The organism is Amycolatopsis sp. NPDC114505 (assembly GCF_055633615.1).
On record NZ_JBVKDV010000001.1, the window covers coordinates 1,464,780 to 1,478,596 of the forward strand.

A 13,817-nucleotide genomic window follows, 5' to 3' on the forward strand; every position below is an offset into this window, starting at 1 on the left:
GTGGTGGCGAAGTTCTTGGCGGAAGTGACTGTCGCGGTACACCTTTTGGCCTTGCTTCTCATCGGTTTCGGCGGATTTGTCGCGTGGCGCTGGCCAAAGCTGATCTTCGTCCACATGCTCGCCGTCGCCTGGGGAATCCTGGTCAACGTGGCGCCGGTGCCGTGCCCGTTCACCGCGCTGGAGAACTACTTCCGCCACCAGCAGGGCCTCGGTGACCTGCCCGGCGGGTTCAACGCCTACTACCTGTACGGCACGGTGTTCCCCCAGTCGTGGCTGCCGGCGATCGGCGTCGTCGCGATCGCGGTGGTCGTCTACTCCTACGCCGGCGTCTACCACCGCTGGCGCCACCGCGACCACAGCGAGGACGCCCGGACGCACCGCGTCCGTCTGGGCTAGGCGACAATCGGGGGGTGAGCACCTCCCCGGACGCCGGACCCACCGAGTGGGTGAGCCGCGAAGAGGTCGGCGTCGGCCCGTGGCCGGGTGACTGGCCCTCGGACGAGCGGTACGACCCGGACCTGCTGCGCGACGGCGACCGCCGCAACGTCGTCGACGCGTACCGCTACTGGCGCCGCGAGGCGATCGTGTCCGATGTGGACCGCCGGCGGCACCCGTTCCACGTCGCGATCGAGAACTTCCAGCACGACCACAACATCGGCACTGTGGTCCGCACGGCGAACGCCTTCGCGGCGGCGGAGGTCCACATCGTCGGCCGCCGCCGCTGGAACCGCCGCGGCGCGATGGTGACCGACCGCTACCAGCACCTCCGGCACCACGACGACGTCTCCGGGCTGGTGACCTTCGCCGCGTCGCAGAACCTGGCGGTGGTGGCCGTCGACAACACGCCGGGGTCCGAGCCGGTCGAGACGGCTTCGCTGCCGCGTGAGTGCGTGCTGGTGTTCGGCCAGGAAGGGCCGGGGCTGTCCGAGGGCACGCAGGAAGCGGCGTCGCTGGTCGTGTCGATCGCCCAGTTCGGGACGACGCGCTCGATCAACGCGGGCGTGGCGGCGGGGATCGTCATGCACGCCTGGGTCCGCCAGCACGCCGACCTGTCGACGGCCTGGTAGCTACAGACCCCAGCCCCAGCGCAGCTGCTGGGGGACCGTGAGCAGGGGTGCGGTGAGGATCGCGATCAGGATGGTGCGCGCGCGACGGTCGATGCGGGTCATGCCGGCGCGACCTCGACCGGAATCCCGTTCAGCACCGACGTTCCCGACGGCACGTCCAGCAGGGTCTCGTCGGCGACCAGGTTCGAGTTGACGCCCGGGTTCGCGCGCGCCACGCGGGTTCGCGAGCCGTCGACGTCGTGGCCCCAGCCGTGCGGGATGCTCACCACGCCCGGCCGGATCTCGTCCGTCACCTCCACCGGGACCTCCAGCTTTCCGGCGCGCGAGGTCACCGACGCCAGCGAGCCGTCGGTGAGGCCCAGGCGCGTCGCGTCGGCCGGGTGCACCAGGACCGTGCAGCGGTTTCCGCCGCGGACCAGGGGCGCGAGGTTGTGCATCCACGAGTTGTTCGAGCTCAGGTGGCGGCGGCCGATCAGCACGAGGCCGTCGTCTTCGGGCTTGGCGAGCTCGGCGCGCAGCCGCGGGACGTCGGCGACGATCGTCTCCGAGGCCAGCTCGATCCGGCCGGACGCGGTGCACAGCACCTCGGGGATCCGCGGCTGCAGCGGCCCGAAGTCCATGCCGTGCGGCGCGGCTTCGAGGTCGGCCAATGTGACGTCGTAGGGGCCGGCGCGCAGCATCAGGTCGACCAGCCGCGCGGGACCGGTGCGGTCGTGGGTGACCTCGAGCTTGGCGCGGCGCGCGACGTCGGCGGCGACGAAGTCGTCGAGTGCCTCGACGTCCGCTTCGGGGCCCTGACCGGTGACGATGCCGGTGAGCCGCAGCATCGTCTCCCACTCCTGCGGCAGCTTCGACGGCAGCGTCGCGGGCGTCCAGTTGGCGACGTTGCGCACCGAGAGCTGGTAGAAGGCCAGGTCGAAGTGCGGGCGCTCGAGCGGCGACGGGCCGGGCAGGATCACGTCGGCCTGGCGCGACGTCTCGTTCAGGTAGACGTCGACGGAGATCATGAAGTCGAGCTTCTTCAGTGCTTCGGCGAGGCGTCCCGCGTTCGGTGTGCTGAGGCAGGGATTGCCGCTGACCGTGATCAGCGCGCGGACCTGGCCGTCGCCCGGGGTTTCGATCTCGTCGGCGAGCGTCGCGACCGGCAGTTCGCCGACGACCTCGGGGTACCCGCGCACGCGGCTGTGCCAGCGCCCGACGGCGAACGGGCGCCGGTTGCCGGTCGGCTGGCACGCGGCCAGCGGGAACATCGCGCCGCCCGGCTCGTCGAGGTTGCCGGTGAGCACGTTGAGGACGTCGACCAGCCAGCTCGCGACCGTGCCGAACGTCTGTGTCGTCGTGCCGATCCGGCCGTAGACGACGGCGTTTTCCGAGGCCAGCTCGAGCGCCATCCGGCGGATGTCGGCGGCGTCGATGCCGGTGCGCGACGCGACGGCTTCGGGCGTGAACGGCTCGGCCAGCGCCCGGACCTCGTCGAGGCCGTTGAGGTGCGCTTCGAGCTTTCGAGGCTGGACGCGGTTCTCCGCGAACAGGACGTTGACCAGCGCGAACAGCAGCAGCGCGTCGGTGCCGGGCCGGATGGCGTGGTGCTCGTCGGCGAACGCGGCGGTGCGCGTGCGGCGCGGGTCGACGACGACGATCTTGCCGCCGCGCTCGTGGATCCCGCGCAGCCGGCCGCGGATGTCCGGCGCGGTCATCAGGCTGCCGTTCGAGACGAGCGGGTTGGCGCCGAGGATCAGCAGGTGGCGCGTGCGGTCGAGGTCGGGAACGGGGATCGCGAGCGGGTCGCCGAACATCGTGCCGGACGAGTAGTGCTTCGGCATCTGGTCGACGGACGTCGCGCTGTAGAAGTTCTTGGTGCCCAAGGCTTTGTAGAGCACACGGCCGTAGAGCGTGAGCGCGATGTTGTGCACGCCGGGGTTGCCCGCGTACACGGCGACGGCGTCCCGGCCGTGCTGCTCGAGGATCGGCGGGAGGCGGCGGTCGATCTCGTCGTAGGCCTCCTGCCAGCTGACCTCGACGAACTCGCCGTCGCGCTTGAGCAGCGGCGCGGTCAGCCGGTCGGGGTCGTGGTGCAGCGCGCCGAGCGAGGCGCCCTTCGGGCAGATGTAGCCCTTCGAGAAGACGTCGTGCTCGTCGCCCTTCACGCGCGTGACCTGCTGGTTTTCGTCGAGCGTGACCTCCAGGCCGCAGGTGGCTTCACACAGCGGGCAGGTGACGTGTGCTGTGGTCATGGGCACCTCGCAGGCCATCGGGGTCCTTCAACATACCGAGCGGTATGTCGATGGGCAAGGCAGGATTGCGCCATGGACGTCTCGGCTGCCGAACGCGCGGTGACTGCCCGGCACCTGCGGCGGGTGTGGGGGCTGCCCGGGACGGTGCTGGGCCGCAGCCGCTGGCCGGCTTCGGTGGATCAGCGGTTGCACTGGCATTGGAACTACTGGTGGCAGGCCCATTTGCTGGACACGCTGGTCGACGCGCAGCTGCGTGCGCCCACGTCCGCGCGGCTGGCGTTGATCCGGTCGTTCGTGCGTTCGGTGCGGCTGCGCAACTTCGGCCGCTGGACGAACGAGTACTACGACGACATCGCGTGGCTCGGCCTCGCACTGCAACGGGTTTCGTCGCTGGGCATCGACGTCGGCCCGGCGGTGGCGGCGATCGACACGCAGCTGCTTTCGGGCTGGACGGCCGCGGCCGGCGGCGGAATCTGGTGGCGCCGTGGCGACGACTTCAAGAACGCCCCGGCCAACGGCCCGGCGGCGATCTTCCACGCCCGCTCGGGAAACCTCACCCGCGCCCGGGCGATGCTGGACTGGATGACGTCCACTTTGGTCGATCCGGAGTCGGGCTTGGTCTGGGACGGGATCCGCGCGGACACGGGCGAGCTGGTGAAGCACATTTACACGTATTGCCAAGGTGTCTATCTCGGCGCGTGCCTCGAACTGTCCGAAATGGACTCGGCTGCGCGGACGGTCCGCGCGGTCGCGGCCCACTGTGCGCCGGACGGAGTGATCCGCGGCCAGGGCGGCGGCGACGGCGGGTTGTTCGCGGCGATCCTGGCGCGCTACCTGGCGTTGGCGGCCCAGGCGTTGCCAGGCCCGGAAGCCGCGATCGCGCGGTCGCTGGTGCTGACGTCGGCCTCGGCCTGCTGGTCCGGAGCCGCGGAAGGGCTGGTGTTCAGCGCGTTCTGGGACCGCCCGGCGCCGCCACTGCCCCTGCCGGAAGACGCGCCGGAGCGGGACATGTCGGTGCAGGTCGGCGGCTGGATGCTCCTGGAGGCGGCGGCAACGCTGTCACCAGACGTCGCCGGCCCGCCAGTCGGCGGTTAACTCCCCGTCGAGGTCGAGAGGTGCCCGGCCGGGGAAGACGTAGACGCTGCCGTCGTCGTCCTCGGTGCGCTGAACCCCGTCGGGCGTCAAGGCAAAGGTGGGGCCGCGCCACTGCTGCCAACCGCGTCCGGCGTAGAGCGGCGCGCCGGCCCGGCTGGCACTCAACGCGCCGGCCTCGTACCCGGGCAGCAGCTCCTCCATCGCCGCCATCAAGGCACTGGCGATCCCACGCCGCCGGTGGTCCGGGTGCACGGCGACGCCTTCGACGTATCCGGTGTTGAGCACGCGACCGCCGTGCAGCAGCCGCCGTTGCACGAGCGAGGCGTGGCCGATCAGCTGGTCACCGTCGAAAGTCAGGGCGTGCATGCCGCCGAGAGTGTTCTCCCAGCCGGGGAGGTCGAAGTCCCGAAAGGCACCTTCAAGCAGGGTCCGGACGGCGGCGAGTTCGGCGGCCGGTAGCTGGGCGGTGTGCGCGAGCCGGATCATGGTGAGGATTCTCCAGCGTGACGCCGAACCACGACAGGCGCACCGCCTGGTGGCGGTGCGCCTGTCCTCGGGGCTCGGTTCGCTTCGCGGCTAGTTCGACTTGTCGTCACGGAGCGCGGAATCGTCTTCGGTCTCGTCCTCCTTCGGCTCGTCGTCCGGGCGGTCGGCGCTGTTCTGGATCGCGCGGATGACCGCCGCCGTCCCGGCGAGCACCGGCGGGACGCCGGCCAGCAGCCACGGGCTGGAGCTGGCGAACAGCAGGATCGTGAACACCAGTGCGACCGCGACCGCGGCCGTGACCGGCACATTGTTTCGGCTTTCTCCCATGTCTGATTTCTACCGCGAAAAACACCACCGGCGAAATTTGATGCCTGAACGCTCGCGGCAAGCGTCAAACGTGAACATGTCCAGGTCATTCGTCGATCGTCAGTCGGTGGGCGCAATACCTGAAACCTCAACGACGGGTGCCGATCATGAATTACGGGTGATCGCCCGCAGTGTCCGGTACAAGTTGCGCAGGTCCTCTCGTGAACCCTTCCGGCCCTCGCGGTGCGACGGCCGGGCGAAGTACGGGAACCTGTCGTTGAGTTCTTTGACGAGGTCGCGGACGGCGCGGGCGCTGTTCTCGACGTACGAGGTCTCGGCCCGGCCCCGCTCCGGTTCGGGCAGCGTGCTCAGCATCGGCGGCCGGGCGTCGAGCTCACCCTCCAGCACGAGCACGAGGTGGTTCATGTCGGGCCGTTGCGGCAGCGGCCGGTACATCGCCTTGTACTTGGGATCTTCGTAGAGCAGACGCCGCTGGTCGATGAACTCCTTGATCTCGTTCGCCTGGTCGATGGTGGTGATCCCCCAGAGCGACAGCTGGACGCGCAAGTAGTCGAGCGATGCGGTGAGCTGGTCCTTCTTGGGCTTTGCGCCGGGCTGGTAGACGTCGAAGAGGTCCACGGCGTCGAGGTCGCCGATTTCGGCGGCTTCGTGTGCGGCGCAAGCTTTGTCCAGTGCGAACTGGACACTCGGCTCGGCGAGCGCGTCGCCGGGGTGGACGACCTGCAGGACACCCGCCGCGTACCACCGTCCCGTTCGCGTGCTCAGCAGCTGCCGGCCGCTCGGGCGCCGTCGCCGGTACGCCTGGACGAGATCCATGATCTTGCGATCCGTGGTGGGGAACCGGCGGAAGGCCGCCGCCGCCGGCACCACGAGCACCAGGGACGGGAACATGCCGAGCTCCTCGGCGACCACCTCGTCGATGGGGAGCAGCTGGGGGCGCACGCCTCGCATCTGGCAGCGCAGCGCGATGGCGCGTCCCAGTTCCTCGCACTTCGGGCCGTGGCCGTACACGACCAGCCAGGGCACCGCGAGGTCGCCGGCCGTGGTCAGCCAGCCCGCGTCGACGTGCTTCCTGGCAATGGCCGGATGCTGCTCGACGCCGCCATTCCCGGTGCTGCTGAGCTGGACCCTCTCAGCGCCGACGCCGTCAATTTCGGTCATGCGGGCAATGATACGTAATCATGCAACTACGGATTCGCAGTCGATCATCAACGTCGTGTCGAATGCCTGATTCAGGATCGGTGGACCGTGTTCATGATTGACGAATAAGGAGCCGCGTTCAGGAATAGGTTTTGTCATCGGCGGTCGGGGGAGGCAACCATTGCGCCGTGGCCGATCAGATTATGACTCGCTTCGGTGCTCTCGACCGGGAGCTCGCGGAAGCGGTGCTGCACACGATGATCCTGGTCGCACGTGACGGCGTCCAGGCACTCGACGATGTGCACCGTCGCTTGGAGCACACTGCCGTACCGGACGAACCGGTCCGGCCGGCGCCGCCTGGTGAACGGTGGCGGTTGCTGCTCGGGGAACTGTTCCGGACCAGGGTGCGCTCCTCCGACCTGGCCGCGGCGGTGGCCGGCCGCCCACCCGACCTGGCGGACGACGAGCGCAGTGCCGAGGTGGTCCGCAGGCTCGTGGGCGCGGCGGGTGCGTTCCTCACCGCCGAATCCCTGGGGTTCGAGGAGCGGCTGGAGCAACGGGTGCCGTTCGGGTACCGGGACGTGATCAAACCGGACGACGCGGACTCGGAGACGGCCAGGTTGCGGCTCCTGCTCGGCCAGGCGTCCACCGTCGCCGACGAAGTGCTCGACCACGCCGGCTCGACGGGGTGGCCCGTCCTGCTCGAGCGTTACCAGGTGCCGGTGCAGACCCGTGCGGACTTGCGACCTCCCGCCCCGGTCGACGCTCCGGAGCCGGACAGCCGTGCGGAGTTCCCGGTGATGGTGCTCGCCGACCACGCCGGGCTCGGGGACGTGGCGCTCGTCGTCCACCGGCAGATCCTGAAGCTCCGCGAGCGCCACCACGACCTGGATCTCGACGTACGGTTCCGCTCGGCCCAGCACCTTTGCGAAGTGATCGACGCCGCTCGCGATCGGATGTGGGGAGACCTGGACGCCCGGATCAGGTTCCGATGTGCGGCGGACGGCGAACCGCCCGAGCCACCCAGCACCCCCTGCCACCCGGTCGCCGTGCAGTTCCGGCAACTGGTGCAGGACGACCGGCCGCCGCGTCCCGGTCACCTCATCATCATCACGGACTGGGCGGGTGTGGTCCCTGACGCCACGCAAGCGGATCAGCAGCTGGCGGTACTCGATCTCGACGCGCAGGGTCTCCTGCCGGATCTCGGTGACTGGACGGTCACCTGTATCGGGCCCGGCTCCGGTGTCCCGAACGACTGGCGCACGGGCTATCTCCGTGCGCTGTGCCTGGCGGGCGGCGCCCGCTCCTTCGACTACGTCACCGGGGTGCAGCCGCCTCTGCCGCAGCCCGCCCGGAGTCGTGACCGAGCGGTCGAGCCCGTCACGCACGGCCCTCGTGAACTGCGCGGACTGCTCGGGAAGCACCGGCTTGCCCGGCCCTTGCGCAGGTTGGTGGCCGAGCCGGACCGGGAACCGGTGCCGCGACCGGAGAACGTCGTCGCGGCCGGTCTCGTCCAATCGCTCGGCACGCGCATCCGCGACCTGCGCCAGCGGTCGGCTCAGGTGCTGGAGGCCCACGTCGTCGGCCCCCACGGGCAGAACTTGACGGTGCGGGAAGCACAGGCCAGGGCCGACCTGCTGGACGGCCGGATCGAGATGGACCAGGTCCGGGGCAGCTTGCGGCACCGGAGGGTCTCCCGGTTGACGCGGGCGCTCGTCCTGCTGGTCGTGACCCTGCTCGACCTGCCGATCATGCTGTGGTTGACGATGTCCGGCATCAGCGGTGCGTTGGACGTTCCGACGTGGCTGGCCGGTACGGCCGGCACCTTGGTGGCGTTGTTCACCACTGCCGGCGCGGCCGCCGGACTGCATCAGCTGGGCCGCAACCAGCGTCAGCACAAGAACTTCCGCCGCCAGCTCGTGTGGGCGACCATGCCGGCCACGACAAAAGGCGTGCTGTGCGGGGTTTCCGGGCTGACCACGTCGTTCGGGACGATCGCGGCCACCAGGATCTACGCCGACCTGGCCCGGTCCGAGCTCGCCGCGGCGAGCGGATTGCTCGCCGGCCTGGCTGGTGCGGCGCTGATCGCGTCGGCCGCGTTCGTTTTCTGGGCGGCGTTCCGGGACGGTTCGCTCGAACATGACGATCTTCGCCACTACAGCGACTGCGTTCGCCCGCTGCTACTGCAGAAGGCGCGGTGCGACCGGGAAGAGTACGAGCTGCGGTGCGAATACCTGCGGCTCGCCGGAACCAGGGAACCTTCCATCGACCTGGAGACTTCGCTCGACGATCTCCGCAGGCAAGCGGGTGACCCGACCGACGCGCAGCTGATGGACCGGAGTCTCGACGAAAACGGCGCGAGCCCGGTGCTCTTGGCTTACGCCGAGCAGTGCCGCCGGACGGAGGCCGGTCAGCGGTTGCTCACGATGGTCCGCGACGCCTCCGTGCAAGCCGTGCAGAATGTGCTTGCCGAGCGCCACCGGAGCCGGGTGTCCGGCAGGCGCACGATGCTGCCCGCGGCCGACGGCCAGGTAACCGCTCATTCGGAATAGTCAGCACCCGCAAGAAGCGCCGTGCAGGAAACGCGGCGTCAGCGACACCGATTCCGGCGGCCGGTCCGGGTCGGCCATGCGGGACAGCAGCAGCTGCACCGCCCGGTGCCCGATGTCCGCCACCGGCTGGGCCAGCGTCGTCACCGCCGGGCTCACCCGGCGGGCCCACTCCATGTCGCCGTAGCCGACCACCGCCAGCTCCGAACCGATGTGGATGCCGCGGCGGTGGGCCTCGTACTGGACCCCCACGAGCATCGACTCGTCCGCCACCACCAGCGCCGTCGGGGAGGGCCAGCCGTCCAGGAGCTTGGCCGTCGCGCGCGCCGCTCCGCCGGACGTCGACAACCCGGACTCCACCAGTTCGCGGTTGAAGCGCAGTCCCGCCTGCTCCAGCCCCAGCCGGTAGCCGCGGACGCGCTCGCGGCTGATGTCCATGCCCTCGTCGCCCGAGATCAGGCCGATCTTGCGGTGCCGGCGCTCGGTCAGGTGGCGGACCAGCGACGCCACCGCGTGCACGTTCTCCGTGCCCACCTGGTCGACGTCGTTGCGCGCGGCGACGCGGTCGACCAGCACCGTCGGCACGCCCATCCGGACCAGGCCGTTGATCACCGCTTCGTCGCCGGGCGATGGCACCAGCAGGACGCCGTCCACGAGGTCCGCCCGCAGCGCGCGTACCAGCGACGCTTCCTCACTCACCGTGTCGCCCGTGTCGGCCAGCGTGACGTCGCATCCGGCCTGCGCCGCGGCCGCCCTGATCGAGCGCAGCAGCTCACCCGAGTGGGGGTTCGCGCGCGTACCCATCGCGACGCCGATCCGGTAGGTGACCGGGGGGTCCCACAACCGGAGCTCTGGCGAAAGTGCGGTCATTGGCCCTCGCAGACGCTCAGCCGAAAGGTATCCGCTGAGCGGCCACGCCGAGGCGTCAGGACCGCAGAATCACTGATGTGAGTGAACCGGCGGGCAGCCGCACGACTCGCGGTGACGCAGAGTGGGTGCCAGCCGGACCGTCTCGGCCTTGCGCGCGGGGTCGTTGATCCGGGCCAGCAGCAGCCGCACCGCCTGCCGGCCGATCTCCTCGATCGGCTGCGCCATCGTCGTCAGCGGCGGGTCGACCAGGTCCGCCCACTCGACGTCGTCGTAGACCACCACCGGCAGGTCACGCCCGATCTTCAGCCCGCGCCGCCGTGCTTCGTGCAGCACCCCGACCATCATGCTGTCGTTGCCGACGACCAGCGCCGTCGGCGGCTCGGGCAGCGCGAGCAGCTGGCTCAACGCCAGCGAACCACCCTCGTGCGACGAGTTCCCGCAGGCCACGAGGTCGGACGACCACGTGAGCCCGGACCGGCCGAGCCCCAGCCGGTAGCCCAGCACGCGCTCCTCGCTCGTCGACAGCCCGGGCGTGCCGCTGATCATCCCGATCCGCCGGTGCCCGAGCGTCGCCAGGTGCGCGGTCAGCGCCGACGTCGCCTGGATGTTCTCCGTGCCCACCTGGTCGACGTCGGCGCGGGTGGTCAGCCGGTCGATCAGCACCGTCGGCACGTCCAGCGACACCAGCTCGCCGATCACCGGGCCGTCGCCCGGGGCCGGGGTGATGAGCAGGCCGTCGACGCGCCGCGAACGCAGGGCGCGCACGGTGTCACGCTCCGTGCCCGCGGTGTCGTGCGTGTCGGCCAGCAGCACGGTGTACCCGTGTGCCGACGCCTCCCGCTCGATCGCCTGCATCAGCGTCGCGAAGTACGGGTTGGCCACCAGCGAGATGGCCATCCCGATCGACCGCGTCCCGCCGGTGACCAGCGACCGGGCGATCGCGTCGCCGGTGTAGCCGGTCGTCTCGATCGCCCGCAGGACGGCCGCCTTGGTGTCCTCGGCGACCGCCCGCGTCCCGTTGACGACGTGCGAGACGGTCGTGATCGAGACGCCGGCGAGCTCGGCGATGTCCCGCTGGGTCGGCCGCGATGATCTCGGCTGGGGCATGCCAATCCTTTCCGGCAAGCGTTTGCGCAAACGCTTGCGTCCACCGTGCAGTCTGTCTACCTTCCCGACCATCGGCAAGCACTCGATCACACCGTGTCTTCCATGAGGAGTGGGAACCCATGAGACAGCGAAGTCTCACCGCACTCACACTGGCCGCCGTCCTCGCCGCGACGACCGGCTGCACCGTCGAGCGCCACTGGGGTGGCAGCACGAACACCGGCGGGAGCGGCAAAGCGAAGGTCGGCCTCGTCACCAAGACCGACACCAACCCCTACTTCGTCGAACTGCGCAACTCCGCCAGAGCGGCCGCGCAGGCCAACGGCGCCGACTTCAACGCACTCGCCGGCCAGTTCGACGGGGACAACGACGGCCAGGTCCGCGCCATCGAGAACCTCATGCAGCAGGGCGTGAACACGATCCTCATCACGCCCAGCTCGTCCACGGGGGTGCTCAAGGCGATCAAGGACGCCCGCGACGCCGGGGTCCTGGTCATCGCGCTCGACACCGCCACCGAACCGCCCGACGCCGTCGACGCCACGTTCGCCACCGACAACTTCGCGGCCGGCGAGCAACAGGGCGCGTACGTCAAGGCGGCGCTCAAGGGCGTCCCGCCGAAGCTGCTCATGGTCGACGGCACGGCCGGCAGCTCGGTCGACACCCAGCGCCACGGCGGCTTCCTCAAGGGCATCGGGCTGACCGACGGCTCGCCGGAGATCAAGGGCCACACCGCGGCCAACGGCGACCAGAGCCTCGCCCAGCAGGGCATGGAGAACCTGCTGCAGCGCAGCACCGACATCAACGCCGTCTACTCGATGAACGAGCCGATGGGCCGCGGCGCGTACGCGGCGCTGAAAGCCCGCGGGCTCACCGGCCAGATCGTCATGGGCTCGATCGACGGCGGCTGCGAAGGCGTCCAGAACGTCAAGGACGGCCAGTACGCCGCGACCGTCATGCAGTTCCCCAAGAAGATGGCCGAACAGGGTGTGCTCGCCGCCGTCGAGTACGCGAAGACCGGCAAGAAGCCGACCGGCTTCGTCAACACCGGGTCCGCCGTGATCACCGACAAGCCCCTGCCCGGGATCGAAAGCCACGACAGCGCGTGGGGCCTGCAGAACTGCTGGGGAGGCACGAAATGACGACGGCGACAGTGTCCACACGGGATACTAAGGATCGCGAGTCACTCGGCGACTTCCTCCTCCGCGCCCCCGCGGTCGGCCCGGCGCTCGCGCTGGTCGTCGCGATCGTGGTGTTCTCGCTGGCCACGGACACGTTCTTCGACCTCGACAACCTGTCCACGGTGGTCCAGCAATCGCTGGTCGTCGGGACGCTCGCGCTGGGCCAGACGCTCGTCATCCTCATCGCGGGCATCGACCTGTCCAACGCGGCCTCGATGGTTGTCGCGACGCTGATCATGGCGAAACTCGCCGCGGCCGGCACCAACGGCTTCGTCGCGCTGCTGGCCGGCGTCGTGCTGACGATCATCGTCGGCATGTTCATCGGCGGGCTCGCCACGCGGGTCAAGCTCCCGGCGTTCATCATCACGCTCGGCACGTTCACCATGCTGACCGCGGTGTCGAAGCTGATCGCCGGCGGCCAGGCCGTGCCGGTGACCGACGGGGTGCTGCAGTGGCTCGGCACCAAGCGCTACCTCTTCGGTGGCATCCCGATCACCTACGGCATGACGCTAGCACTGCTGATGTACCTCGGCGTCTGGTACGCGCTGACGAAAACCGCGTGGGGCAAGCACGTCTACGCGGTCGGCAACGCGCCGGAGTCCGCGCGGCTGTCCGGCATCAAGGTCAACCGGACGGTCCTCTCGGTCTACATCGTGGCCGGGCTGACCTTCGGCATCGCCGCCTGGCAGGCGCTCGGCCGGACGCCGAACGCCGACCCGAACCAGTTCCAGCTCGGCAACCTCGACTCGATCACCGCCGTCGTCCTCGGCGGGACGAGCCTCTTCGGCGGCCGCGGCTCGGTGCTCGGGACGCTGATGGGCGCGCTGGTCGTGGCGGTGCTGCGGTCCGGGCTGACGCAGATGAACGTGGACGGCAACTACCAGGACCTCGCCACCGGCGCCCTGCTCATCGCCGCCGTCGTGGTGGACCGGATCGCGAGGAGGCAGCAGCAGTCATGACCGAACCGATCCTGCAGGCCCGTGGCCTGGTGAAACGCTACGGCCGGGTGACCGCCATCGACGGCGCCGACTTCGACCTGCTCCCCGGCGAGGTGCTCGCCGTGGTCGGGGACAACGGCGCCGGGAAGTCGTCGCTCATCAAAACCCTTTCCGGGGCGGTGATCCCGGACGAGGGTGAGATCAAAGTGGACGGTCAGACCGTCCACTTCAAGTCCCCTTTGGACGCTCGCCACTACGGCATCGAGACGGTGTACCAGGACCTCGCCGTCGCGCCCGCGCTCGACATCGCGTCGAACATGTTCCTGGGCCGCGAAAAGCGTCTCAAGGGCCCGTTGGGGCTGTTCCGCAAGCTCGACACCGCGACCATGCGGTCCGAGGCGCAGCGGATCCTCGACGAGCTGGGCATCAACATCAAGTCGATCTCCCAGCCCGTCGAGACGCTTTCCGGTGGTCAGCGCCAAGGTGTCGCCGTGGCTCGCGCCGCGGCGTTCGGCACCAAGGCCGTGATCATGGACGAGCCCACCGCCGCGCTCGGCGTCGCCGAGTCGGGCAAGGTGCTCGACCTCATCGGCCGGATCCGCGACCGCGGCCTGCCGGTGGTGCTGATCAGCCACAACATGCCCCACGTCTTCGACATCGCCGACCGCATCCACGTGCACCGCCTCGGCAAGCGCGTCGCGGTCGTCTCGCCGAAGACGCATTCGATGAACCAGGTCGTCGGCCTGCTCACGGGTGCGTTGCGGCTCAACGAAAACGGCGAAGTGGAAGAAGCCGCGGCCGCGACCCATGTGGCCGGCTTGAAGTGAGA

Annotated in this window: 13 protein-coding genes; 7 read left to right on the forward strand and 6 right to left on the reverse strand. The window is 69.7% G+C overall.

What is annotated here, in order from left to right:
* The first annotated feature begins 3 nt into the window (after positions 1–3).
* Both ACZ7OU_RS07395 and ACZ7OU_RS07400 read left to right on the forward strand, forming a co-directional pair.
* On the forward strand, positions 4–396 hold the full coding sequence (locus ACZ7OU_RS07395) for a DUF2784 domain-containing protein (protein ID WP_470240337.1): 393 nt from the start codon (positions 4–6) through the stop codon (positions 394–396).
* 14 nt (positions 397–410) lie between these two features.
* Positions 411–1,067, forward strand: coding sequence for a TrmH family RNA methyltransferase (locus tag ACZ7OU_RS07400; protein WP_470240338.1), 657 nt, complete (start codon positions 411–413; stop codon positions 1,065–1,067).
* Positions 1,068–1,165: 98 nt separating this feature from the next.
* On the opposite strand, the gene ACZ7OU_RS07405 is transcribed toward ACZ7OU_RS07400, so the two are convergent.
* Positions 1,166–3,301: a molybdopterin oxidoreductase family protein gene (locus ACZ7OU_RS07405; RefSeq protein ID WP_470254523.1), complete on the reverse strand. Its 2,136-nt coding sequence runs from the start codon at positions 3,299–3,301 to the stop codon at positions 1,166–1,168.
* Positions 3,302–3,373: 72 nt separating this feature from the next.
* On the opposite strand from ACZ7OU_RS07405, the gene ACZ7OU_RS07410 reads away from it, so the two are divergent.
* On the forward strand, positions 3,374–4,396 hold the full coding sequence (locus tag ACZ7OU_RS07410) for a glycoside hydrolase family 76 protein (protein ID WP_470254524.1): 1,023 nt from the start codon (positions 3,374–3,376) through the stop codon (positions 4,394–4,396).
* Here ACZ7OU_RS07410 and ACZ7OU_RS07415 read toward each other — a convergent pair.
* The 3 genes from ACZ7OU_RS07415 to ACZ7OU_RS07425 all read right to left on the reverse strand — a co-directional run bounded on the left by ACZ7OU_RS07415 (position 4,361) and on the right by ACZ7OU_RS07425 (position 6,370).
* Entirely contained in the window at positions 4,361–4,882 is a 522-nt protein-coding gene (locus tag ACZ7OU_RS07415) for a GNAT family N-acetyltransferase (RefSeq protein ID WP_470254525.1), read from the reverse strand. The genes ACZ7OU_RS07410 and ACZ7OU_RS07415 overlap by 36 nt on opposite strands.
* A 90-nt stretch (positions 4,883–4,972) precedes the next feature.
* The gene (locus ACZ7OU_RS07420; protein WP_470254526.1) at positions 4,973–5,209 is read right to left on the reverse strand and encodes a hypothetical protein; all 237 of its coding nucleotides are present in this window, start codon (positions 5,207–5,209) and stop codon (positions 4,973–4,975) included.
* Positions 5,210–5,353: 144 nt separating this feature from the next.
* Positions 5,354–6,370: a hypothetical protein gene (locus tag ACZ7OU_RS07425; RefSeq protein ID WP_470254527.1), complete on the reverse strand. Its 1,017-nt coding sequence runs from the start codon at positions 6,368–6,370 to the stop codon at positions 5,354–5,356.
* A 167-nt stretch (positions 6,371–6,537) separates the two neighbouring features.
* Between ACZ7OU_RS07425 and ACZ7OU_RS07430 the strand changes: the two genes are divergently transcribed.
* Positions 6,538–8,901, forward strand: coding sequence for a hypothetical protein (locus tag ACZ7OU_RS07430; protein ID WP_470254528.1), 2,364 nt, complete (start codon positions 6,538–6,540; stop codon positions 8,899–8,901).
* On the opposite strand, the gene ACZ7OU_RS07435 is transcribed toward ACZ7OU_RS07430, so the two are convergent.
* Positions 8,902–9,768, reverse strand: a complete 867-nt coding sequence (locus ACZ7OU_RS07435; protein WP_470254529.1) for a LacI family DNA-binding transcriptional regulator — start codon at positions 9,766–9,768, stop codon at positions 8,902–8,904.
* Between the two features lie 69 nt (positions 9,769–9,837).
* Positions 9,838–10,875 carry a LacI family DNA-binding transcriptional regulator gene (locus tag ACZ7OU_RS07440; protein ID WP_470240343.1) on the reverse strand — a complete coding sequence of 346 codons (1,038 nt, stop codon included), beginning with the start codon at positions 10,873–10,875 and terminating at the stop codon, positions 9,838–9,840.
* Between the two features lie 119 nt (positions 10,876–10,994).
* On the opposite strand from ACZ7OU_RS07440, the gene ACZ7OU_RS07445 reads away from it, so the two are divergent.
* Genes ACZ7OU_RS07445 through ACZ7OU_RS07455 form a run of 3 tightly spaced genes read left to right on the forward strand, consistent with a single transcriptional unit; the run spans position 10,995 to position 13,815 of the window.
* Positions 10,995–12,011 (forward strand): substrate-binding domain-containing protein, encoded by a 1,017-nt coding sequence (locus ACZ7OU_RS07445; protein ID WP_470254530.1) that lies wholly within the window; start codon positions 10,995–10,997, stop codon positions 12,009–12,011.
* On the forward strand, positions 12,008–13,009 hold the full coding sequence (locus ACZ7OU_RS07450) for an ABC transporter permease (protein WP_470254531.1): 1,002 nt from the start codon (positions 12,008–12,010) through the stop codon (positions 13,007–13,009). The genes ACZ7OU_RS07445 and ACZ7OU_RS07450 overlap by 4 nt, the downstream gene beginning before the upstream one ends.
* Positions 13,006–13,815, forward strand: a complete 810-nt coding sequence (locus tag ACZ7OU_RS07455) for an ATP-binding cassette domain-containing protein (RefSeq protein ID WP_470240346.1) — start codon at positions 13,006–13,008, stop codon at positions 13,813–13,815. The genes ACZ7OU_RS07450 and ACZ7OU_RS07455 overlap by 4 nt, the downstream gene beginning before the upstream one ends.
* Positions 13,816–13,817: the final 2 nt, after the last annotated feature.